Raw genomic sequence first — 20,718 nt, 5'->3', positions numbered from 1 at the left:
GCGCTTCGGCATCCTTGTTGATCGCCACGATCACTTTGGAATCTTTCATGCCGGCCAGATGCTGAATCGCGCCCGAGATGCCGACCGCGATGTACAGATCCGGCGCCACCACTTTGCCGGTCTGACCGATCTGATAGTCGTTCGGGACGTAACCGGCATCCACCGCCGCGCGCGACGCGCCCAGTGCGGCATGCAGTTTGTCGGCCAGCGGCGCCAGCATTTTTTCATAGTTCTCGCCCGAAGCCAGACCGCGGCCGCCGGAGACAATGATCTTGGCACCGGCCAGTTCAGGGCGGTCGGACGATGTCACTTCGCGCGAAATAAAACGCGACAAGCCACTGTCCGCGACCGCATCAATCGCCACAATGTCTGCGACGGCCGCTGCACTCTGGACGGCGGCCTCGAAAGCGGTCGCACGTACCGAAATGACCTTGATGGCGTCGGCCGATTGTACGGTGGCGATCACGTTGCCGGCATAGATCGGACGTTCGAAGGTATCGGCGGCGATGACCTTGGTGATTTCCGAAATCTGCGCAACGTCCAGCGCCGCGGCGACACGCGGCAAGACGTTTTTGCCGGCGGCGGTGGCGGTGGCAAAAATATGCGAATAGGCAGGTGCCAGTGCAATTGTCTGCGCGGCGGCATTCTCTGCCAGACCTTGCGCCAGATGCGGTGCCTGCGCCAGCAGTACCTTGCTGATGCCGGCGATGGCCGACGCCGCGCGCGCAACTTCGGCGCAGTCGTCTCCGGCCACCAGCATATGAACCTCGGCATCACATTGCAGCGCTGCCGTGATGGCATGCAAGCTGGCCGCCTTGAGTATGCGGTTATCGTGCTCGGCGATGATGAGTGCAGTCATGTTGTTCTTTCAGGAATTCGGGAAGAGGAAGGACTAGATTACTTTGGCATCGTTCTTCAGGCGCGCCACCAGCGTGGCGACGTCAGGCACCTTGATACCGGCCGTGCGGCTTGCCGGTTCACTGACACGCAATGTGTTCAGGCGCGGTGCGACGTCGACGCCGAGCAATGCCGGCGAGCTCAGTTCCAGCGGCTTTTTCTTGGCCTTCATGATGTTGGGCAGCGTCACATAGCGCGGGGTATTCAGGCGCAGGTCGGTGGTTACTACAGCCGGCAGGCTGATGGCGATGGTTTCCAGACCGCCGTCGACTTCGCGTGTCACGATGGCTTCATTGCCCGTGATTGCCAGGGTCGAGGCAAACGTGGCTTGCGGCATGTTGCCGAGCGCCGCCAGCATTTGACCGGTTTGGTTGCTGTCGTCGTCGATGGCTTGCTTGCCGACGATGATCAGTGTCGGCGCTTCCTGTTTCACCAGCGCGTGCAGCAGTTTGGCGACCGCCAGCGGTTGCAGTTCCTCTTGTGATTCCACCAGAATGGCGCGGTCAGCGCCGATTGCCAATGCGGTGCGCAAGATTTCCTGCGCCTGGGCCGGGCCGCAGGAAACCGCAATCACTTCACTGGCGATGCCGGCTTCTTTCAGACTGACGGCGGCTTCGACGGCGATTTCATCAAACGGGTTCATGCTCATTTTGACGTTGCCGATATCGATGCCGGTGCCATCGGACTTGACCCGGACTTTTACATTGAAATCGACGACGCGCTTTACTGCGACAAGTATTTTCATGGAAATGGCAGACGTATTAAAGAGTGAAAAATAGGTGACAAGAAAGAGCGGGAACAGCGGGCGAGGCAATCATTCTGCGATCATGCGAATTCCTGCAACACCACGATGATGGCTTCGCTGCCCGGTGCGCACGGCCGGATGACAGCGCCGGCAGCCAGCGTATGGACAATGCCGGCGACGCCGACTGTGAGCGCCGTCGCGGGTGCCTGATCCGCCGGCACAAACTCCCATTGGCCCGAAGCCACCAGCACAAACAGGGTCGCCGCTGCGGGCAAGCGTTGCGCTGCGTTGACCACGCAGACGCCGCTGCGCATGGTGTTGCGCCGTACCATCAGATTCAAAATGCGCGGCATGCTGGTATTCAGATCGCAGCGCGCATGCCATTGCGCTTCGCCGGCGAACGAGAGCGGTTGCAGCGGACTCAGATAGCGCGAATCGGTGGCGCCGGTCAGCATGATGCGACCGTCGCCGAGCAGCACCGCGCAGCGGTCGATGCCCGGGAATACGGAAAATGGTCCGTCTTCACGGATATCGGCCAGACTGAGGCGCCAGTCGAACTCCTCGCCATCCGCCGGTGCGTTGGCATTGGCGACGCCCGGGCCGGCGCGGCCCGAGGCGATCAGACGGGTAACACCGGCACCGTTGCGCCACGGCTGTGCCGGCAGGTCGGCGAGCAGAATCGTTTGCATGAGCGTTGGAGGATTGATGACAAAAATCGCTATCGGAAAACGTGAAAGGCCGCCTCAGGAAACCGCGCCCGAACCGTATTTTCCGACCAGCAGCTGCCCGGTCGTGAATCGTTCCAGCGCATATGGCTTGAGCGACACATCGGTCGGCAATTTCAATGCCGCCTGCGCCAGAATGCGTCCGACCGCCGGTGACAGTTTGAAGCCGTGGCCCGAGAAGCCGAAGCCGGCAATCAAACCTTCGACGCCGGGCAGCGCGCCCAGTACCGGGTTCCAGTCAGGGGTCACGTCATAGACGCCGGTCCATGAAGTGGCCAGACCGGCCGTTTCAAATGACGGGAAACGCTCGGCAACCTGCGCCCCGATTTCCACCACGTCGTCGAGCGAGACGTCGCCTTGTTCGGTATCCGGGCTGCTCAGGGTTTCACCGGCCACGCCTTCGGACACCAGCATCTGATTGCCGCCATAGCTGCGGCCATACAGCATGCCCTTGGAGGCCAGATCCTTGAAGACCGGCATGTTGTAGGAATAGGCTTGCGGTCCTTCCAGTGCGATCACGGTATGGCGCTCAGGACGTACCGGCAACTTCAGGCCGGTCCATTGTTCCAGTTCCGGGGTCCAGATATTTTGCGTGCTGACGACGGTATCACTGAGGAAACGTCCGGCGCTGGTGTCAACGCCGACCACGCGGCCGTTTTCGATGATCACTTTCTCTACCGAAACGCCTTCCTTGATCGTGACGCCACGCCGGCGCGCGGCGCGGGCAAACGACGTCGCCACCAGATAGGCATCGGCAAAACCGGCCTCCGGTTCGAAGCAGATCAGCGCGGTATCGTCGAATTGCGCAATCGGCAACAATGCCTTGGCCTGAACCGGGTCCAGATATTGCAAGGCGATCCCTTGTGCTTCTTGCGCCAGCAGCGATTGCCGCAAGGGTTCCAGTTTGTCGCCTTCGGCGGCCCAGATCATGTAACCGCATTTGACCAGTCCGCTGGAAGCATCCTCGTCTTCCAGGTAGGCGGCGAAATTGTTGAAGGTGCTCCACGAGCGCTGCGCCAGTTCGACATTTTCCTGTACCGAATAATGGGTGCGCAAGATGCCGGAGGATTGTGAAGTCGTGCCTTCGCCGATCGTTTTGCGATCCAGCACCAGCACGTTGCGTGCGCCCAATTGGGCCAGATGAAATGCTGTCGACGTACCGATCACTCCGGCGCCGATCACGATGGCATCATAAACGTTCATAGCTTCCTCTCAAGTTAGACGGAGGCAAGTGTGAACTGAAATGGTATTGTAGGATTACTGCATTAGAGAATCTAATGTTTTGAAGAAGAGCACTTAACATTAGCGCGATAGCAATCGTTTTCCATCATCATCACTGCCAATGTGATTGCGCCGGTTGCAGGTTCCGACGGCGCGGATTGCACTGGCATTCTGCGGGAGAGTTATGTCAGCAATACCTTTTGATCTTCATGCATTGCAGGCATTTGTGGCCGTGTGTGAAGGCGGCTCGATGAACGAGGCCGCGCGCAAATTGGGAGTGACGCAAAGCGCGGTCAGTCAGCTGATCAAATCGCTGGAAACGCAAAGCGGCATGCTGTTGCTGGATCGTGAATTCCGGCCCTCGCGGCCGACTGCGGCGGGCAGATTATTGCTGGAGTTGGCCCAGGACTTGCTAGAACATGCGCAGCGCGTCAACGAACGTTTGCTCGATGCTTCGCGTTCGGAAATCGCGCAGTTCCGACTGGGTGGCGTGGATTCATTTTCCGCTACGGTGGGTCCGGCGATTGTCAGGGCGTTGTCAAAGAATGCGCGTGAAATATCACTCTGGTCGGGCCTGACGCCGACGCTCAGTGAACAGTTGCAGCGGCGTGAACTTGATCTGGCGGTATGTACCGAATCGACCGTCAACGATTCGCGCATCGAGCAGCGCTTGTTGTTTTCAGAAGCGTTTGTGGCAGTGGTTCCCAAGAGCATGGCGGTGGCCGGTGGCGATTATCGCAAGGCATTCGGCAACCTGCCACTGATGCGCTACACCAAGCGCTCGGTGATTGGTCAGCAGATCGAGCGTTATCTGCGCCACATCGGTCTGGATGCAGTGCGGCGGTTCGAATTCGATGCCACTGATCCCTTGCTCAATCTGGTGGCGTGGGGCATCGGCTATGCCGTGACGACCCCGCTGTGCCTGTGGCAGTCGCGGCACTGCCTCAACGATGTGACGGTGGTGCCGCTTCCGGCTAGCCAGCTGGGGCGGCGCAATTTCTTCCTGTTGTCACGGGAAGGCGAGTGGACTGGATTGGCCGACGAAATATCGGCCATCACCAGGCAAGTATTGGAGCAGCAGATTTCGCCAGCAATTCAGGCCGCATTGCCGACGCTGCCGAAGGACGCATTTTCGTGGAAATAGCAGCGTAGCGCGGACTGCCCGGTTCTCTTCGCTGCCGACAATGATGAATGGAGAGAATCAATGGTGTCAGATGTATTTGAACTGAAGCGGGGAGCGCAGCCGCTGCTGATTTCGATTCCGCATATGGGGACGCGCATGCCGGCCGGCATTGCCGGTCGTCTGACGCCGGCGGCCAACCTGCTGGCCGATACCGACTGGCACCTGGCGCAACTCTACGATTTCGCCGGGGCCATGGGCGCGACCGTGCTGCAGGCCAACTATTCGCGCTACGTGATCGATCTGAACCGGCCGCCCGGCGATGAAAGTTTATATCCCGGGCAAACCACCACGTCGTTGTGTCCGACCGAGACTTTTCCCGGTGAGCCGGTCTGGCAGGACGGGCAGGCCCCGGACCAGGATGAGATTGGCCGCCGTCTGGCCGGCTACTGGCGTCCCTATCACGATCAGTTGCAAGCAGAATTGCAGCGGCTGCGCGCATTGCATGGCGCGGTACTGTTGTGGGATGCCCACTCTATTGCCAGCCATTTGCCACGCCTGTTCGAAGGCAAGCTGCCCGACTTCAATTTCGGCACCAATGAAGGACGCAGCTGCGCTGTTGCGGTGCAAGAAGCGATTCAGCACACGGCATCCACTTTGGCCGGTACGCCCGCTGCATCTTATACCTCGGTGATCAACGGCCGATTCAAGGGTGGTTACATCACGCGCCATTATGGGCAGCCGCAGCAACATATTCATGCAGTGCAACTGGAAATGTGTCAGTCCACTTACATGGATGAAATACCACCATTCGCCTATCGTCGCGACCTCGCCCGGCAGGCAGCACCGGTGATTGAGGCCTTTATGGAAGCGGCTTTGCGGGCGTTGCCGCGGTACTGATCACTGCGCCGCTGCGATCGGTGCCGGGTGCATTTTCCAGGCAGTCGCCGATGCAAATGCGGACGCGGGAAACGCATCCGGCCAGCGCGCCGGCAGGGATTAAATTAGACAGGACCATAGTTAATATTAGTTTTCCTTAAGCGGCGATTTGCAGCTTTTTTAACTGGTCACGGATTAGTAATATCGACATGCAAAAACTGATCGGCAGCAGCAAGCGAACGCAAGCCGGAAAATGCGTCGGGGCGCGATCAGGATAGCGTGAGGAGGGCGGAAGGAACGCAGCTTTGCTGCTTCTGCCGTTTCAATTTTTGGATCAACCAAGATAGGGAGCAAGCAATGAATGAAAACCGACGTCGGATCATGAAGCAAGCCGCAACGCTGGCCGCAGCCGGATCGATGGGATTTCCCATCCTGTCGCGTGCGGCAGGCGCCACCGTAATCAACTATGGCGGATCCGCCTGGCTTGGTCACTATTCGGCGTACATCGCGCTGAAGACCGGCATGATGGCCAAGCAGAATATCGATTTGCGCTGGCTGGCATTTTCGACGTCGTCGGCACGCATGGCCGCCGTGATGGCCGGCAATGTGGATATCGCCGGTACCGGCGTGGTGTCGGCATTGGCACTGATGGCCAGCGGCGCACGCCAGTTTCAGCTGATCGCTACGCCCAACAATTTCGGCAAGGCCGAAGGTTTGCTGGTGCGCGATGGCGTCAACAGCATTCAGGATCTCAAGGGCAAGAAAATCGGCGTCACCTACGCCTCCAGTTCGCATGTACTGTTGCTGGATATTCTGGCGCAAGCCAAGATCGATCCGGACAAGGATGTGGCGGTCATCAATCTGCCCGCGACCGAATTGCTGACAGCGTATCGCGCCAATCAGGTTGACGCCGCCGTGGCATGGACGCCAACCTTCAATCGCATTCGCGCATTGCCGGCCACCAAAGTGCTGATGGATGATTCGGCCTTCTCGCTGTACAAGAGCTACAAGATGTCGCCGGGACCGGACGTGTTGCTGACCCGCGCCGCGTTTGCCAAAGACAATCGCGACGCCGTCAAAGGCTTCTTGCTGGCGATTTTTGAGGCCAATGCCTTCATGACCAGGAAGCCGGAAGAAGCGGCCAGGATCTTGATGGAACTGACTTCGCTGACTTACGAAGAACAACTGAGCACGATCAAGCAAACCGAATGGTTCAGCCTGGCCGACCAAAAGGCACTGATGGACAATCCGGGTGACTTCGTGGTCGGTCTGCAAAAATTGTCGGAAATGCTGCTCAAGCTCAAACAAATCGACTCGGTGCCGCAAGTACGGCAATGGGTCAACGCGACCTATCTGTGAGGCGAAAGCATGGCTGAAAAGAAAAAATGGCTGCAGAGCGGTGCGTTGCTGACGATTTCGGCAGCGTCCTTGCTCGGTTTCTTGCTGCTATGGGAATTGATTTGCCGCTCGGGTGTGGTCGATGCGGTATTTCTGCCGGCACCGACCCAGGTGCTGGGACGGGCGATCCGCATGTGGGATCAGCATGCGCTGATCTCCAACATTGCAGCATCGACCCGGCGCGTGATGGTGGGTTTCTTTGCTGCGGTAGTGGTATCGATTCCGCTTGGCATCATGCTCGGTACCTCGCGCGTGGCGCGTGCAGTGCTCGATCCGATCCTGTCGTTCCTGCGGCCGTTGCCGTCCATGAGCTGGATTCCGCTGACCTTGTTGTGGTTCGGCATTACCGAAACACAAAAGTACAGCATCGTGTTCATGGGTTCAGTCACGCCGGCTTTGCTGTATGTGATTGATGCCACACAGGGTATCGATCCGTTGCTGATCCGGGCTGCGCGCAATCTCGGCGCCAATCGCTGGCAAGTGATGCGCGAAGTGATTCTGCCGGGCTGTATGCCGCAGATTCTGTCGGGCATGAAGGTGATTCTCGGCCTGTCCTGGACTTGCGTGATTTCGGCAGAACTGGTGGCGGCCAATGAGGGCCTCGGTTTCATGATCATGAACGGCAAGGAATTCTTCCAGACCGATACCGTGGTGCTGGGCATGGTGTTGATCAGTTTCACCGTGTTGATCACCGATATGGTGTTTCGACTGATTCAAAGGAGTGTTTTGTCATGGCAGCAGTAATTCCTCCGGCGTCGTCCGTCAATGCAGGCGCGAATGCCATGATCAGCATTCGCGGCGTATCCAAATCCTTCGGCGCGCTCAAGGTGCTCGATAACGTCAACATCGAAGTGGCCAAAGGCGAGTTTCTGGTGCTGCTCGGTGCATCGGGCTGCGGCAAGTCGACCCTGCTCAATCTGATTTCCGGATTCGAGCGCGCCAGTACGGGATCGGTGCATGTCAATGGCCGTGAAGTGCGCGATGTCGATCCCGGTTGCGGCATGGTGTTCCAGCAATACGCGCTGTTTCCGTGGAAGACCGTGCAGCAGAACGTCGAGTTCGGCTTGAAGATGCGCGGCATCTCGCGCGTGGAACGGGCCAGGATCGCGCAGCACTACATCGACATGGTGGGCTTGCAGGGTTTCGAGAAAAGTTATCCGGGCGCGTTGTCGGGCGGCATGAAACAGCGCGTATCGATTGCCCGCGTGCTGGCCAACGATCCGGATGTGATGCTGTTCGACGAACCGTTTGCCGCACTTGACGCCATGACGCGCCAGGTCTTGCAGGAACAGTTGCTGTCGATTTACGAGAAAAGCGGCAAGACCATCCTGTTCATCACGCACTCGATTGATGAAGCCCTGATGCTGTCGACGCGCATGGTGGTCATGGGCGCCAAACCCGGCCGCGTGGTGCAGGACATCACCAACGATCTGCCACATCCGCGCACGGCGGAAGTCCAGTTGTCGTCACGCTATATCGAACTGAAAAAATCGATTTGGGAAACGGTACAGTTCGAAGTCATGAAGAATCTCGAGCAAGTGAAGTAGCGTTCACCGAAGTGATGATGTGAAACGGCGCCCGGCCTTGGTCCGGGCGCTTTTTTTTGCGGCGCGACACTTGCCGGCGGCATCTGCAAAGCCCGGCGGCATCGGCCATAATGCATGCTTTGCCAGTGAAAGCGTCAAATGGACAATCACATCGCCGCGGTGGAACTCGAAAAAGCGTACCGGCTTCTCAATCACGGACCGACGGTGCTGGTATCGGCCGAACATGACGGCGTCGATAACGTCATGGCGGCAGCGTGGTCGTGTGCGCTCGATTTTGCGCCACCGAAAGTCACGGTGGTATTGGACAAGGCGACCAAGACGCGCGAGCTGGTCGAACACAGCGGGTGCTTCGTGTTGCAGGTACCGAATGCGGCGCAGCTGGCATTGACCCAGGCCGTGGGCAGCAGCAGTCTGTCAGCGGCGCCGGACAAATTGCAGCAAGCCGGCGTGCATCTGTTCCGGATGGATGACTACCGCTTGCCATTCGTCAGCGGCTGTTCCGCCTGGCTGGCTTGCCGGCTGATTCCCGAACTGCACAATCAGCAAACCTATGATTTGTTCATCGGCGAAGTGGTGGCGGCGTGGGCCGATACCCGCGTGTTTCGCAACGGGCACTGGGATTTCGAACATGCCGGCCCGCAATGGCGCAGTCTGCACTATATCGCCGGCGGCCAGTATTACGCGATTGGCGAAGCGCTGCATGCCAGGGATGGCAAGCCGGATTGATGCTGCAGCTGAGCGTGCAGTTTACTCGAACAGGCTCAACTGCACCGGAGTGAAGCAGGGCTTCCAGCTCACGCAAAAGCCGTGAAACGGCATGGAATACATTTGTTTGACCGAACTGGCCATGTCGGCGGCATCGGTATAGCCATGCGCGACGGCAAAGCTGTCGGCCAGCGTGTCCTTGAGTTCGGTGCCATCGATGGTCACGAGCTGGTCCCAGATGCAGATTCTTTTCACCGAATTGATGTTGCCGCGCGCCACGACGCGCCGTTCGCGGGTGCCGCTGCCGCCGCTGCGCACAGTGCAGGCGATGCGGTCGCCCGGCTCCGGGATGCGCTCATTGTTGGGGATCGGTCTGATGGTGCCCAGCAGCGATCCGGCGCTGAGTTTGTCGCCGACGGCACTATCGAACTGGAAAGTGAATTTCTTGGCACGCATGTAAAACTGGCCTTGCTTAAACCAACACGAAGGCGCAGAAATATACACGCGCCCGGCGGCCTGCGCAAGCGGCGATTGCTGCCGGCCCGGGCTGGCACTGCAATGGTGCCACCAGACCGGAATTCCCGAAAAACAAGACAAAATGCGCGGTCGCGGGGCATTTTCCGCCCTCAATTCATGCACTTTTTAGTCATTAGTCGTGCTAATGACAAGCCAAATATAAATGATTTGTCATAAAAGCAGAAAAGCCCAAAAATCGCCTTCATTCAATCAGAATTTGGCGCGGATGGATGCCATTTTCAGCGATGAAATCGGCATTGTCCCGCATGACTCAAGCCGGGTGGGACGCTGCAAATCAGTCAATATTAAAACTAATCGATGAACAGGCAGTTGCAGGGATGCCAGGCCGGTGTTTGCGCCAGTGCAAACAAGCAACATGAAAGGAAGAGACCAGCGTGAATACAGTACAAAGAAAACGAGTTGCCATAGTGAGTTTTGAGTTTGAAGGCAACAGCTTTTCGCCCAAGGTTTGTGGCCGGCCGGAGTTCGGTTTTTACGCCGAGGGCGAGGCGATGTGGTCGCTGATCGCCGGCAATCCGTTGGCAGTCAGCGGCGGCGTTGACGTTTTGCGCGCGGATCCGGCGTTGCAACTGACGCCAATTCTGGTGGCGCAGGGCGGCTCCGGCGGCACGGTCGAGCCGGAATTCTATCGTGCCACGGTCGACAAGATTGTGGCCGGCGTGCGGGAGCACGGACCATTCGACGGCATCTATCTGGCGCTGCATGGCGCCATGGTCAGCCCGGGGGTGACGGACGCTGAAGGCGAATTGCTGGAACAGATACGCGCAGTGGTCGGCAGCGCGCCGGTGATTGCGGTCAGCCTTGACCTGCATGCCAACGTAACGCCGAAAATGGTCAGCGCCGCCAACATTCTGGTCGGCTATCAAAATTATCCGCATGACGATGCCTACACTACCGGCCAGCGCGCCTGTGATTTGCTGGTGCGCGCCTTGCACGGCAGTCTGACGCCGGTAATGCGCATGGTGCGGCTGAACATGCTGGTGCCGGTGCCGGGCGGTTCCACGCTCGGCAATGCGCCGCTGGCCGAGGTCAAGGCATTGGCGCGTTCGCTGGAAACCGGCGCCGTGGTATCGACCAGCTATTTCACTTGCCAACCCTGGCTGGACGACGACGCTGCCGCCAATGTCGTGCTCGCCATCACCGATGGCGACGCCGCGCTGGCGACGCACACTGCGCGCCGCATCGCCACTGTGATGTGGGACTTGCGCGAAGCCTTCGTGGTGCCGCTGGTGACGGCCCAACGCGCCATCGAACAGGCGTTGCAGGCAGTCGTCAAACCGGCGGTGCTGGCCGATACCGGCGACAGCGTCGGCGCCGGGTCGAGCGGCGACTCGGTGGATGTGCTGGCGGCATTGCTGCGGTATGCCGGCGACCGCAAATGCGCGGTGTCGATGGTCGATCCCGGCGCGGTGCAACAAGCCCTCGCCAGCGGTGCCGGCAGCACGCTGCAATTGCAACTGGGGCATGCGCTCGATCCGCGCCAAGGCACACCGCTGCAACTGCAGGCCGAGGTCGTCAGCATTCACGACGGCAAATTCCACTATCGTGCCGGCCCCTCTGCCGGCGTGCAGGGCAACATGGGCGCCACGGTGGTGCTCGGCATCGGCAGCATCCGCGTACTGGTCGCCAGCAACGGCACCTACGAATATGCCGATGAACAATTTCATGCCGCCGGCATCGACCCGGCCGGGTTCGATATCGTGGTGCTGAAAAACGGCATGAATTTCCGCAACCTGCTGCAAGACGGCAGCGCCTGGTTTCTGGTCGACAGCGCCGGCTCATCGTCGGCCAATCTGGCGGCGTTGCCGTGGAAAAACCGCAGCACACCTTTCTGGCCGCGCGAAGCCGCGCTTGCCATGCGGCTCACCGAAGCCTGAGATGCATTCTGAAAATCAATTTCAATAAAGGGAGATCCACTCTGTCGGGACTTGTCGCGCTGCAGACCTGCGTGTGCAGCGAGGCCGGCCTGACGGAGAAAAAATATCATGAATGAAGACCAACTATACAAACGCGTCACGCTGCGGCTGATTCCATTTCTGGTGCTGCTGTACCTGATTGCCTATATCGACCGCTCAATCCTGGGTTTCGCCAAGCTCTACATGAATGTCGATGTCGGCATCAGCGACGCCGCCTATGGCTTCGGCGCCGGGCTGTTCTTTCTCGGCTACATCCTGTTCGAGGTACCAAGCAATCTGATTCTCGTGAAAGTCGGTGCGCGCCGCTGGTTTGCCCGCATTATCCTGACCTGGGGCGCGATCACGGTGGCCATGGCGCTGATTCAGGGACCGACCTCGTTTTACATTCTGCGCTTTTTGCTGGGTGCCGCCGAAGCCGGGTTTTATCCGGGCGTGCTGTACTACCTGACGCTGTGGTATCCGAAACAGCGTCGCGGTCGCATTTATGGCTATTTCTTTTTCGCGCAGCCGCTGGCGCCGCTGGTGGGCGGGCCGTTGGCCGGCGCCTTGCTCGGCATGAATGGCATGCTCGGTGTGCATGGCTGGCAATGGGTATTCATTCTGTGTGGTTTGCCGGCGGTGCTGCTGGCGCTGCCGACCTTGAAGCTGTTGCCGGAGAAGCCGCAAGATGCCAAATGGCTGACGCCGCAAGAAGCGCACTGGCTGACTTCGGGAATAGAACGCGGCAGCGCCGGGATTGCCGCTGCCACCAAATCGCACTCGCCGTTGCAGGCACTGAAAAATCCGCGCGTGCTGTTGCTGGCATTTGCCTATGTGCCGATTCCGCTCGCCATCTATGGACTGTCGTTGTGGCTGCCGACGCTGGTGAAAGCCTTCAACGCGTCCGACTTCACCACCGGCGTCCTGTCGGCGGTACCGTTCCTGTTCGGCGTCATCGGTTTGCTGATCGTGCCGCGCAGTTCGGACAAACGCAATGAGCGTTATGGTCACATCATCGTCTGTACCTTGCTGGCGGCAGCAGGGCTGATCGGCGCCGCCTTGTCGCATTCGCTGGCGCTGCAACTGAGCTTCTTGTGCATGACCGGGTTTGGGATGTACTCTGCATCTGCCGTCTTGTGGACCCTGCCGAGCCAGTTTCTGGTTGGCACCGGTGCTGCCGCCGGCCTGGCGGTGATCAATTCAATCGGTAACCTCGGTGGTTATCTGGGACCGTTCGGCATTGGTCTGATCAAGGAATACACCGGCAGTCTGGCGTATGGTTTGTATTTCCTGGCCGCGTCTCTGGTGCTGGTGATCGTGCTGGTACTGATCCTGCGCGCCATGGGCGAAGTTGATAAGGGCAGCGCCGGTACCAGCAGATAAATACTGTTCTGAACGCGCAACACAAGCGGCGGCCATGCTGGCCGTCGCTTCACAATTTTTGGCAACGGCTGCCGGCCGTTTGCTTTCATTTGATGGAGAGTAACAATGACCACGACCAATCCCGCTCACCAGACTTTGTTCGACGCGCCGCATATTGCTGCACTGCGGGCCGATCTGGCGTTGGCGTTGCGGGCCGCTGCGCAGCATGGCCTCGGCGAAGGTATCTGCAATCATTTCAGTCTGGCGTTGCCGGGCGATGCCGATAAATTCCTGCTCAATCCACGCGGCTTGATGTGGCAGGAAGTGCAGGCCGAGGATATCGTGCTGGTCGATAGTCACGGCAACCGGTTGGCCGGCCGTCACGAGATCGAACCCTCGGCGATGTTCATTCATGCCGCGATCCACCGGATTGCCCGCAAGAATTGCGTGTTGCATACGCACATGCCCAACGCCACCGCCTTGACGCTGACCAGCGCCTGCGCGCTGGATACCACCTTGTCGCAAAATGCCATGCGCTTTCATGGCCGCGTGGTGCTGGATCGCCACTACAACGGACTGGCGGTCGATCATGTGGAAGGGGAGCGGATTGCCAATGCCATGAATGGCGCCGATATCGCCTTCCTCGGCAATCACGGCGTGGTGGTGTGCGGCGACCGGCTGGACTATGCCTACGACGACCTGTATTACCTGGAACGCGCCTGCGAAGCAGAAGTCATTGCGCGCTCCACCGGTATCGGCCTGACGCCGGTGTCGGCAGAATTGTCGGCGGAAGTGGCGCGCCAGATGCAAGCCGAGCGCTTGCAGTCGGAACTGTTTTTCAAGGCATTGAAGCGGACGCTGGGCTGAGTTGGAATTTTTGATGATTATTGAATGGTGCCAATGGAGAGCCAGTGGGCCAATGAGAGGAAATTGTTGTGCTTGAATCGGTGTATGGAAAAACAATAGCGGACTGGATTACCGAATTTCCGCTGATGAAACCGTTGATGGAAGGTGCTGCGGTGACCTGGTTCAATCCGGCGGTAGTGCCGGTGGCGCAGGCGTTGGACGATATACCGCTGACCGCAGCCGATGTGGCCGACGCCAGCGCGCGTCTGGCGCGGTTTGCGCCATATCTGGCGACGGTGTTTCCCGAGGTGGAGCAGGCGGGCGGGATCATCGAATCAGAATTGATCCGCGTCGATCGCTTCGCGCGTCAGGTCGAACAGCGTTACGCGGTGCAACAGCCGGTGTCGCTGTTGCTGAAGAAGGATAGTCATCTGCCGATTGCCGGCTCGGTCAAGGCCCGCGGCGGCATCTATGAAGTGCTGTATCACGCCGAACAACTGGCGCTGCGGCATGGCTTGCTGAACCTCACCGATGACTACCGGATCCTGGCCCAGCCCGCTGCCCGCGATCTGTTCCGGCGTCACAAAATCGCGGTCGGTTCCACCGGCAATCTCGGCATGTCGATCGGCATCTCTGCCGCTCGTCTCGGCTTCGACACCACGGTGCACATGTCGTCCGATGCGCGGCAATGGAAAAAGGATAAGTTGCGTTCGCACGGCGTGACCGTGGTGGAATACGCGGGCGACTACGGCCAGGCCGTCGAGCAAGGCAGACAGGATGCCGAAAAAGATCCGTCCTGTCATTTCATCGATGATGAAAATTCCAGCACCCTGTTCCTCGGTTACGCGGTGGCCGGCGAGCGGTTGAAGGCGCAACTGACCCAAGCCGGAATCCGGGTCGATGCCGGACATCCCTTGTTCGTTTACCTGCCGTGCGGTGTCGGCGGCGGTCCCGGCGGCATTGCCTTCGGTCTCAAGCTGGCGTTCGGCGATCATGTGCATTGCATCTTCGCCGAGCCGACCCAGTCGCCCTGCATGTTGATGGGGGTCTACACCGGACTGCACGATCAACTGGCGGTGCAGGATTTCGGCATCACCAATCTGACGGCGGCCGATGGTCTGGCGGTGGGCCGGCCATCGGGCTTCGTTGGCCGCGCCATGCAACGCATGATCGACGGTTATTACACTTTGCCCGACGATGAGTTGTTTGCGCTGCTGTATCTGATGCAGGAAACCGAACAGCTGCAACTGGAGCCATCGGCGCTGGCCGGCGCTGCCGGTTTTGCCCGGGTACTGGCCGAGCAGCAAGGATACCGGCAAGGTCTGGGTTTGAGCGAGGCGGCATGGGCCAATGCCCATCACCTGATCTGGGCCACCGGCGGCGGCATGGTGCCGGCAACCGAGTACGCGGCTTATCTGGCCACCGGCAAACGCGTGATCCCGCAGACGGCCGGTTGACGATAGCGGCCGGGCCGGGCGGGTTACCGGCGGGCGACTATAATTGGCGCATCGACTACTGTCAGGAATAGTGCATGCTTTCGTCATCAATGATGGTGTGGCTGAGAAGCTTCGAGGCGGCCGCGCGGCATGCCAGCTTCACGCGCGCGGCGGGCGAGTTGTGTGTCTCGCAAGGCGCCATCAGTCAGCAGGTCAAGAATCTGGAGTTGGCTTTGCGCCGGCCCTTGTTCATTCGTGGTCCGCGCTCGCTGAACCTGACCGCGGAAGGCGAACGGCTGTATGCCGTCGCCCAGGATGCTTTTCGGGCGCTCGATCAGACGCTGGTGGAATTGCGCCGCACCGAAGACAACAAGGATGTGTCACTGAGCTGTTCGCCCTCATTCGCCATGGGCTGGCTGATTCCGCGTCTGGGCGATTTCTTTCGCGAGCATACGACGATCCATCTCAAGATACACGGCGAGTTCCATGGCCTCGACCGCTCAAGGCTGGTCAGTGACGGCCTCGATGCCGCCGTGCGTTATGATCTCGGACGCTACACCGACCTCGAAGCACGACAATTTCTTGATGAATGGTTACTGCCGGTGGCCAGTCCGCAATTCATCCGCGAACATCCCGAATTGAAAACACCCGCCGATTTGCGGCCGGAATGGCTGTTGCATGATTCCAGTCCGTGGGAGGCCGCTTCCGAATTCGAAGAGTGGGAATACTGGATGGGGCAGGTGGGCGTTGCTATCCCCGACCTTGCCAGCGGCAGGCATTTCAACCTGTCGCAACTGGCGCAAGCCAGCGCCGCCAACGGCCAAGGCGTGGCCATGGGCCGTGCGGCACTGGTGCTGGATGATCTGCTCAGCGGCCGTCTGGTGGATCTGTTCGGACTCGCGGTACCGTCGAGTGCCGGCTACTTCTTCGTCACGCAAAGTCATACCGAAGGCTCGCTGGCCGCAGTCGAAGCCTGGCTCGGCAGTGAAGCGCAGGCATTCCGCGACAAGTGCCGGCAGGTCATTCCTTATCTGAAGTAACACCGCGCTCAGAAGCGGTTGCCGGCCCGGCGCAAGGTCCCTGCGGGACTGATAAAATCCGTTGCTTACCGGCCCGGAGCTTGAAAAATGTCAGACCGTGAAATCATCATTCCTGCAACCATGCAGCCCATCGTCGAACGCGCGGGCTATGCGCCGGCCGTGAGGGTCGGCGACACCCTGTACTGCGCCGGCCAGGTCGGCCGCACGCCGGACATGGCAGTCATTCACGATCCCGAACAACAATTCATTGCCGCCTGGGACAACTTGCGCGCGGTACTGAGTGCCGGCGGCTGCACCTTCGGCGATGTGGTCGACATGACGACGTATCACGTTGGCATGTCGCAGCATATGGCCTTGTTCCGGGAAGTGAAGAACCGGGTTTTCCCGAAAGGGCTATGCGCCTGGACTTGCCTTGGTGTCAGCGAACTGGCGCATCCGGGACTGCTGGTGGAAATCAAATGTGTGGCGGTGCGGCGCCGCTAAGGCGTGGAGGCCGCCACTGGGTATTCACTGCGGATTCTGCCCCACCGGCATCGGCAGATTTTCGATTGGACGCGATTCGCGCATTGCCGGCCTGATGGCGCCATCAGGCGCCGCTGCTTTTCAGTTGGCCGCGCGCAAGGCCTTGGCGGCGGCGACCATGTTGGTCAGTGCCGGAATCACTTCTTCCCAGTTGCGGGTTTTCAGGCCGCAATCCGGATTGACCCACAGCCGCGCCGCCGGAATCCGTTCCGCCGCCTTCTTCATCAACTGTTCCATGTGTTCCCGGGTCGGAATATTCGGCGAGTGGATATCGTAGACGCCCGGGCCGATTTCATTCGGATAATTGAAGTTGTCGAAGGCATCGAGCAATTCCATATCGGAACGGGAGGTTTCGATGGTGATGACGTCGGCATCCATATCGGCAATCGACGCGATGATGTCGTTGAATTCCGAATAGCACATGTGGGTATGAATCTGGGTTTCATCCCGCGCGCCGTTGGCGGTGATGCGGAATGATTCCACGGCCCAGTCGAGATAGTCTTGCCATTGCGCCTGACGCAGCGGCAAGCCTTCGCGCAGTGCCGCTTCGTCGATCTGGATCACGCGCACGCCGGCCCGTTCCAGATCCAGCACTTCGGCACGGATCGCCAGCGCCAGTTGATAGCACGATACCGAACGCGGTTGATCGTCACGCACGAACGACCAGTTGAGAATGGTGACCGGGCCGGTCAGCATGCCCTTCATCGGTTTTTCGGTCAGCGATTGGGCGTACTTGCTCCATTCGACCGTCATGGCCTTGGGGCGGGCGATGTCGCCAAACAGGATCGGCGGTTTGACGCAGCGCGAACCATACGATTGCACCCAACCGAACTGACTGAAGGCGTAACCGTCCAGCTGTTCACCAAAATACTCGACCATGTCATTGCGCTCGGCTTCGCCATGCACCAATACGTCCAGCCCCAGCGCTTCCTGTTCGCGCACGCTGCGGGCGATTTCGGCCTGCATCGCGACTTTGTAGCCGGCTTCATCGAGGCGGCCGGCCTTGAATTCGCTGCGGGCATGGCGAATTTCAGCGGTTTGCGGGAACGAGCCGATAGTGGTGGTCGGATATACCGGCAGCTTCAACAATGCGGCCTGTTTGCCGGCGCGCAGGGCATAAGCGCTGCTGCGTTGACCCATCGCTTTGGTGATGGCGGCGACGGCAGCCTTGACGGCAGGATTGTTGACGCGTGGCGAGCTGCGGCGCGCATGGATGGCAGCCTGATTGGCAGCCAGTTCATCCTTGACGGCAGCGTGGCCGTGATTGAGGGCGGCAGCGAGTACCTTCAGCTCATCCAGCTTCTGGATCGCGAACGCCAGCCAGGAACGGATTTCGCTGTCGAGCTTTTGTTCGCTGTCGAGGTCCACCGGTACGTGCAGCAACGAGCAGGTGGGTGCGATCCACAGGCGGTCGCCCAGATGTTTGGCGACCGGCGTCAGCCAGTCCAGTACCGCGTTGAGATCGGTTTTCCAGATGTTGCGGCCATTGATCACGCCGAGCGACAGCACGCGGTCTTGCGGCAGTTGCGCCAGCACGGCATCGACTTCGTTGCGGGCATTGATGGCGTCCAGATGCACACCTTGCACCGGCAGTTGGCACGCCAGCGACAGGTTGTCTTGCAACTGGCCGAAGTAGGTCGCCAGCAGCAAGTTGACCTTGCCGTTGCCCAGCGCCGCATAGGCGGTCGTGAATGCTTGTTTCCATTCAGCCGGCAATTCGGTGACCAGAACCGGTTCGTCGATCTGTACCCATTCCACGCCCTGTGCCGCCAGTTGCGCCAGCAATTCGGTATACAGCGGCAGCAGACGCGGCAACAGCGCCAGCTTGTCGGCGTCATCCTTGGTCTTGCCCAGCGCCAGATAAGTCACCGGACCGATGATCACCGGCTTGGCCTTGATGCCGGCGGCCCTGGCCTCGGCCAGTTGGTCCAGCAGACGCGAGGCATCCAGCCTGAATTCGGTGCCGGCGGTGAACTCGGGGACGATGTAATGGTAATTGGTGTCGAACCACTTGGTCATTTCACCGGCGGCCACACCATCGCAGCAAGCGCCGTGATGTTCCAGACCCTTGGCCGAACGGCCGCGCGCCACGCGGAAAGTGTTATCCAGCGTGTCGCCATGGAAAGCGCGCACGCGCTGCGGCAGATTGCCGAGCGTGAAGCTCATGTCGAGCATCTGGTCGTAAAACGCGAAATCGCCCGCCGGCACCAGGTCGAGCCCGGCCTGATGTGCCCAGTGGTGCTGCCGCAATTGCGCGCCCAGCGCTTTCAATTCATCGCGCGAGGATTCGCCTTTCCAATAGGATTCCAGTGCGAATTTCAGTTCGCGCTTGGCGCCGATGCGGGGAAAACCGAGGTTGTGTGTCGTGACCATGCTGTCTTGTTCGTCCTGAAAGGGGTGTCTGATGGTTGAAGCTTAGTGATGGTTATCCATGAAGTAAAATGGTGTTTTCTCATAAATCGTTCGATTACGCTCATGAGTTGAGTGGTGCTCTTGCCATCAATACCTGAGGCCGGCATCACACCATTGCGCCATCAAGCCATCGGCACTACCGACATCATGTTGCGGATAGTGAAGAGCGGCGGCGCCCGGGCACACACCGTAGCGCAGAAATAACAACGCTGGTCTGGCACAGACTTGCTGCGCGGCATGAATACGGCGATTCTTCATGCAAACGGATGAGGTTGAATGCCGGAAAATTCTTTACTCTTCTTGTGATGATTCACGAATTCACAGGCGGAGCTTGCGATGACAATTGAGTCCCGGAAATTTCATATCTGGCGTAGCGCGGCGTTTGCTATGACGGGTTTATTACTGATGTCGGTTTCATTTTTTTCACATGCCGAAGGTGTCAAAACCAAGGAAGGCTGTTTCATCACCAAAGGAACGGATCAGGGACTGCCGCCACCGTCATGGTCGGGGCAGTGCGTGAATGGTTTGATCAGCGGCGTTGGTCGCTTGACCGCCAGTGCCTATTCCGGCGGCAAGGTGGTGGAATCAGAGTCGTGGTTCGAAGCATTTGAGGGTTGGTGGTCCCTGGAGCGCAATCCCTACTATTTTCAGGTGAATCCGGGCATGCCCGAACTGACCAGCTTTTGGCGTAGCAAACCGGGTGGCTACAATGACCGCATCAGCGAACAGCAATGCCGGTCGCTGCCCGGATGCGATCGTATTCAGGCCAGGCGAGTCGAGTTGATGGGGAACGCCGGAGCGAGCAGGCAAGCCAGCGACGGTGATGCGGCACTGGCAGCATCGGAGCGGGAAATGCAAGAGCAGCAGGCGGCGCTGCAAAGAAACAAAGTCAATCTTGCCGGCGCGCTGGCGCAAGCAGCCGTGGTTGCGGCCGGCAACAAGAGAAATAGGCAGCCGGCCGCGGCTTCTGCGCCGCCGCAATCTGCGCCGCCGGTAACGTCTGCGGGGGCGCAATCCGGTGTTGCCATGGGCGGCGACAACTATAACCAGCCGCTGGAAGCCAGGGTTGACCGCAGTGAATTACCCAATGATCACGCGCCGTTCATCGCCGGGGCGTGCGTAAAAATCCAGCAAAACGGCCGCGGCGTTTCTTCCGCTTATAAAAAAATCATCAACAATTGTGCGGTGCCGGTAGTGGTGCTGTTTTGTCTGGAAAAATCCAGTGCGATCAATGAATGCCGCAATCGTGTGCGCTATGGTTCCAGTGACCGGATTGCTCCCGGAAAATCGCAGATCACGGCCGATGCCATTGAAGGTGCGTGGAATGCTTATTACTTTGTGTGTGACGTGCATGACCCGAAGCGGGCCGCTTGCATCACGCCCAGACTCATCAACTGAATCAGCCTGCGCATGGCAACCGGCCGAAGCCGG

20 protein-coding genes are annotated in these 20,718 nt (G+C 59.3%); 14 read left to right on the top strand and 6 right to left on the bottom strand.

Features of this window, described 5'->3' with window-relative positions:
- The 4 genes from AKL27_RS26140 to AKL27_RS26125 all read right to left on the bottom strand — a co-directional run.
- Positions 1-859: electron transfer flavoprotein subunit alpha/FixB family protein (locus AKL27_RS26140; RefSeq protein ID WP_050465837.1), on the bottom strand; the 859-nt coding region annotated here is incomplete at its 3' end.
- A gap of 33 nt (positions 860-892) precedes the next feature.
- Positions 893-1,642, bottom strand: a complete 750-nt coding sequence (locus AKL27_RS26135) for an electron transfer flavoprotein subunit beta/FixA family protein (protein ID WP_050465836.1) — start codon at positions 1,640-1,642, stop codon at positions 893-895.
- An 80-nt stretch (positions 1,643-1,722) separates the two neighbouring features.
- Entirely contained in the window at positions 1,723-2,331 is a 609-nt protein-coding gene (locus tag AKL27_RS26130) for a HutD/Ves family protein (protein ID WP_050465835.1), read from the bottom strand.
- 54 nt (positions 2,332-2,385) lie between these two features.
- Positions 2,386-3,570, bottom strand: coding sequence for an NAD(P)/FAD-dependent oxidoreductase (locus tag AKL27_RS26125; RefSeq protein WP_050465834.1), 1,185 nt, complete (start codon positions 3,568-3,570; stop codon positions 2,386-2,388).
- Positions 3,571-3,772: 202 nt separating this feature from the next.
- Between AKL27_RS26125 and AKL27_RS26120 the strand changes: the two genes are divergently transcribed.
- From AKL27_RS26120 to AKL27_RS26095, 6 genes are all read left to right on the top strand, one after another.
- Complete coding sequence (locus AKL27_RS26120; RefSeq protein WP_050465833.1) at positions 3,773-4,732, top strand: LysR family transcriptional regulator; 960 nt, start codon at positions 3,773-3,775, stop codon at positions 4,730-4,732.
- Between the two features lie 60 nt (positions 4,733-4,792).
- The gene (gene hutG, locus AKL27_RS26115) at positions 4,793-5,608 is read left to right on the top strand and encodes an N-formylglutamate deformylase (RefSeq protein WP_050465832.1); all 816 of its coding nucleotides are present in this window, start codon (positions 4,793-4,795) and stop codon (positions 5,606-5,608) included.
- Between the two features lie 336 nt (positions 5,609-5,944).
- Entirely contained in the window at positions 5,945-6,946 is a 1,002-nt protein-coding gene (locus AKL27_RS26110) for an ABC transporter substrate-binding protein (protein ID WP_050465831.1), read from the top strand.
- A gap of 9 nt (positions 6,947-6,955) precedes the next feature.
- A complete protein-coding gene (locus AKL27_RS26105) occupies positions 6,956-7,729 on the top strand; it encodes an ABC transporter permease (protein ID WP_050465830.1) in 774 nt (257 codons plus the stop codon).
- Positions 7,730-7,767: 38 nt separating this feature from the next.
- Entirely contained in the window at positions 7,768-8,532 is a 765-nt protein-coding gene (locus AKL27_RS26100; RefSeq protein WP_050465838.1) for an ABC transporter ATP-binding protein, read from the top strand.
- A gap of 138 nt (positions 8,533-8,670) precedes the next feature.
- Positions 8,671-9,258, top strand: coding sequence for a flavin reductase family protein (locus AKL27_RS26095; RefSeq protein WP_050465829.1), 588 nt, complete (start codon positions 8,671-8,673; stop codon positions 9,256-9,258).
- 21 nt (positions 9,259-9,279) lie between these two features.
- Here AKL27_RS26095 and AKL27_RS26090 read toward each other — a convergent pair whose 3' ends face one another.
- Positions 9,280-9,693: a hypothetical protein gene (locus AKL27_RS26090; RefSeq protein ID WP_050465828.1), complete on the bottom strand. Its 414-nt coding sequence runs from the start codon at positions 9,691-9,693 to the stop codon at positions 9,280-9,282.
- A 488-nt stretch (positions 9,694-10,181) separates the two neighbouring features.
- Here AKL27_RS26090 and AKL27_RS26085 point away from each other — a divergent pair, with 488 nt between their 5' ends.
- From AKL27_RS26085 to AKL27_RS26060, 6 genes are all read left to right on the top strand, one after another.
- On the top strand, positions 10,182-11,651 hold the full coding sequence (locus AKL27_RS26085) for a M81 family metallopeptidase (RefSeq protein WP_050465827.1): 1,470 nt from the start codon (positions 10,182-10,184) through the stop codon (positions 11,649-11,651).
- Positions 11,652-11,759: 108 nt separating this feature from the next.
- Positions 11,760-13,052, top strand: a complete 1,293-nt coding sequence (locus AKL27_RS26080) for an MFS transporter (RefSeq protein WP_050465826.1) — start codon at positions 11,760-11,762, stop codon at positions 13,050-13,052.
- Positions 13,053-13,157: 105 nt separating this feature from the next.
- Positions 13,158-13,898 carry an aldolase gene (locus tag AKL27_RS26075; RefSeq protein WP_050465825.1) on the top strand — a complete coding sequence of 247 codons (741 nt, stop codon included), beginning with the start codon at positions 13,158-13,160 and terminating at the stop codon, positions 13,896-13,898.
- 68 nt (positions 13,899-13,966) lie between these two features.
- On the top strand, positions 13,967-15,334 hold the full coding sequence (locus AKL27_RS26070) for a D-serine ammonia-lyase (protein ID WP_083439311.1): 1,368 nt from the start codon (positions 13,967-13,969) through the stop codon (positions 15,332-15,334).
- 74 nt (positions 15,335-15,408) lie between these two features.
- Entirely contained in the window at positions 15,409-16,353 is a 945-nt protein-coding gene (locus AKL27_RS26065) for a LysR family transcriptional regulator (RefSeq protein WP_050465823.1), read from the top strand.
- A gap of 87 nt (positions 16,354-16,440) precedes the next feature.
- Positions 16,441-16,836: a RidA family protein gene (locus AKL27_RS26060; RefSeq protein WP_050465822.1), complete on the top strand. Its 396-nt coding sequence runs from the start codon at positions 16,441-16,443 to the stop codon at positions 16,834-16,836.
- Between the two features lie 120 nt (positions 16,837-16,956).
- Here the strand turns inward: AKL27_RS26060 and metE are convergent, their stop codons facing one another.
- Positions 16,957-19,248, bottom strand: coding sequence for a 5-methyltetrahydropteroyltriglutamate--homocysteine S-methyltransferase (gene metE, locus AKL27_RS26055; RefSeq protein ID WP_050465821.1), 2,292 nt, complete (start codon positions 19,246-19,248; stop codon positions 16,957-16,959).
- Positions 19,249-19,368: 120 nt separating this feature from the next.
- Here metE and AKL27_RS28735 point away from each other — a divergent pair, with 120 nt between their 5' ends.
- Together AKL27_RS28735 and AKL27_RS26050 are read left to right on the top strand one after the other, a co-directional pair.
- Positions 19,369-19,491 (top strand): hypothetical protein, encoded by a 123-nt coding sequence (locus AKL27_RS28735; protein WP_269749280.1) that lies wholly within the window; start codon positions 19,369-19,371, stop codon positions 19,489-19,491.
- 183 nt (positions 19,492-19,674) lie between these two features.
- Positions 19,675-20,685 carry a hypothetical protein gene (locus AKL27_RS26050; RefSeq protein WP_050465820.1) on the top strand — a complete coding sequence of 337 codons (1,011 nt, stop codon included), beginning with the start codon at positions 19,675-19,677 and terminating at the stop codon, positions 20,683-20,685.
- The last annotated feature ends 33 nt before the right edge of the window (positions 20,686-20,718 follow it).

The organism is Herbaspirillum autotrophicum, from assembly GCF_001189915.1.
Classification (GTDB): domain Bacteria; phylum Pseudomonadota; class Gammaproteobacteria; order Burkholderiales; family Burkholderiaceae_D; genus Herbaspirillum; species Herbaspirillum autotrophicum.
Note: the sequence above shows the minus strand (reverse complement) of the source record. Positions and strands in the feature narration are given on the sequence as shown.

Coding starts and splice junctions, on each gene's coding strand:
- metE (WP_050465821.1), bottom strand. CDS start 19,248: ATGGTCACGACACACAACCTCGGTTTTCCCCGCATCGGCGCCAAGCGC.
- AKL27_RS26100 (WP_050465838.1), top strand. CDS start 7,768: ATGATCAGCATTCGCGGCGTATCCAAATCCTTCGGCGCGCTCAAGGTG.
- AKL27_RS26120 (WP_050465833.1), top strand. CDS start 3,773: ATGTCAGCAATACCTTTTGATCTTCATGCATTGCAGGCATTTGTGGCC.
- AKL27_RS26065 (WP_050465823.1), top strand. CDS start 15,409: ATGCTTTCGTCATCAATGATGGTGTGGCTGAGAAGCTTCGAGGCGGCC.
- AKL27_RS26125 (WP_050465834.1), bottom strand. CDS start 3,570: ATGAACGTTTATGATGCCATCGTGATCGGCGCCGGAGTGATCGGTACG.
- AKL27_RS26135 (WP_050465836.1), bottom strand. CDS start 1,642: ATGAAAATACTTGTCGCAGTAAAGCGCGTCGTCGATTTCAATGTAAAA.
- AKL27_RS26130 (WP_050465835.1), bottom strand. CDS start 2,331: ATGCAAACGATTCTGCTCGCCGACCTGCCGGCACAGCCGTGGCGCAAC.
- AKL27_RS26080 (WP_050465826.1), top strand. CDS start 11,760: ATGAATGAAGACCAACTATACAAACGCGTCACGCTGCGGCTGATTCCA.
- AKL27_RS26105 (WP_050465830.1), top strand. CDS start 6,956: ATGGCTGAAAAGAAAAAATGGCTGCAGAGCGGTGCGTTGCTGACGATT.
- AKL27_RS26050 (WP_050465820.1), top strand. CDS start 19,675: ATGACGGGTTTATTACTGATGTCGGTTTCATTTTTTTCACATGCCGAA.
- AKL27_RS26090 (WP_050465828.1), bottom strand. CDS start 9,693: ATGCGTGCCAAGAAATTCACTTTCCAGTTCGATAGTGCCGTCGGCGAC.
- AKL27_RS26060 (WP_050465822.1), top strand. CDS start 16,441: ATGTCAGACCGTGAAATCATCATTCCTGCAACCATGCAGCCCATCGTC.
- AKL27_RS26075 (WP_050465825.1), top strand. CDS start 13,158: ATGACCACGACCAATCCCGCTCACCAGACTTTGTTCGACGCGCCGCAT.
- AKL27_RS26095 (WP_050465829.1), top strand. CDS start 8,671: ATGGACAATCACATCGCCGCGGTGGAACTCGAAAAAGCGTACCGGCTT.
- AKL27_RS26110 (WP_050465831.1), top strand. CDS start 5,945: ATGAATGAAAACCGACGTCGGATCATGAAGCAAGCCGCAACGCTGGCC.
- hutG (WP_050465832.1), top strand. CDS start 4,793: ATGGTGTCAGATGTATTTGAACTGAAGCGGGGAGCGCAGCCGCTGCTG.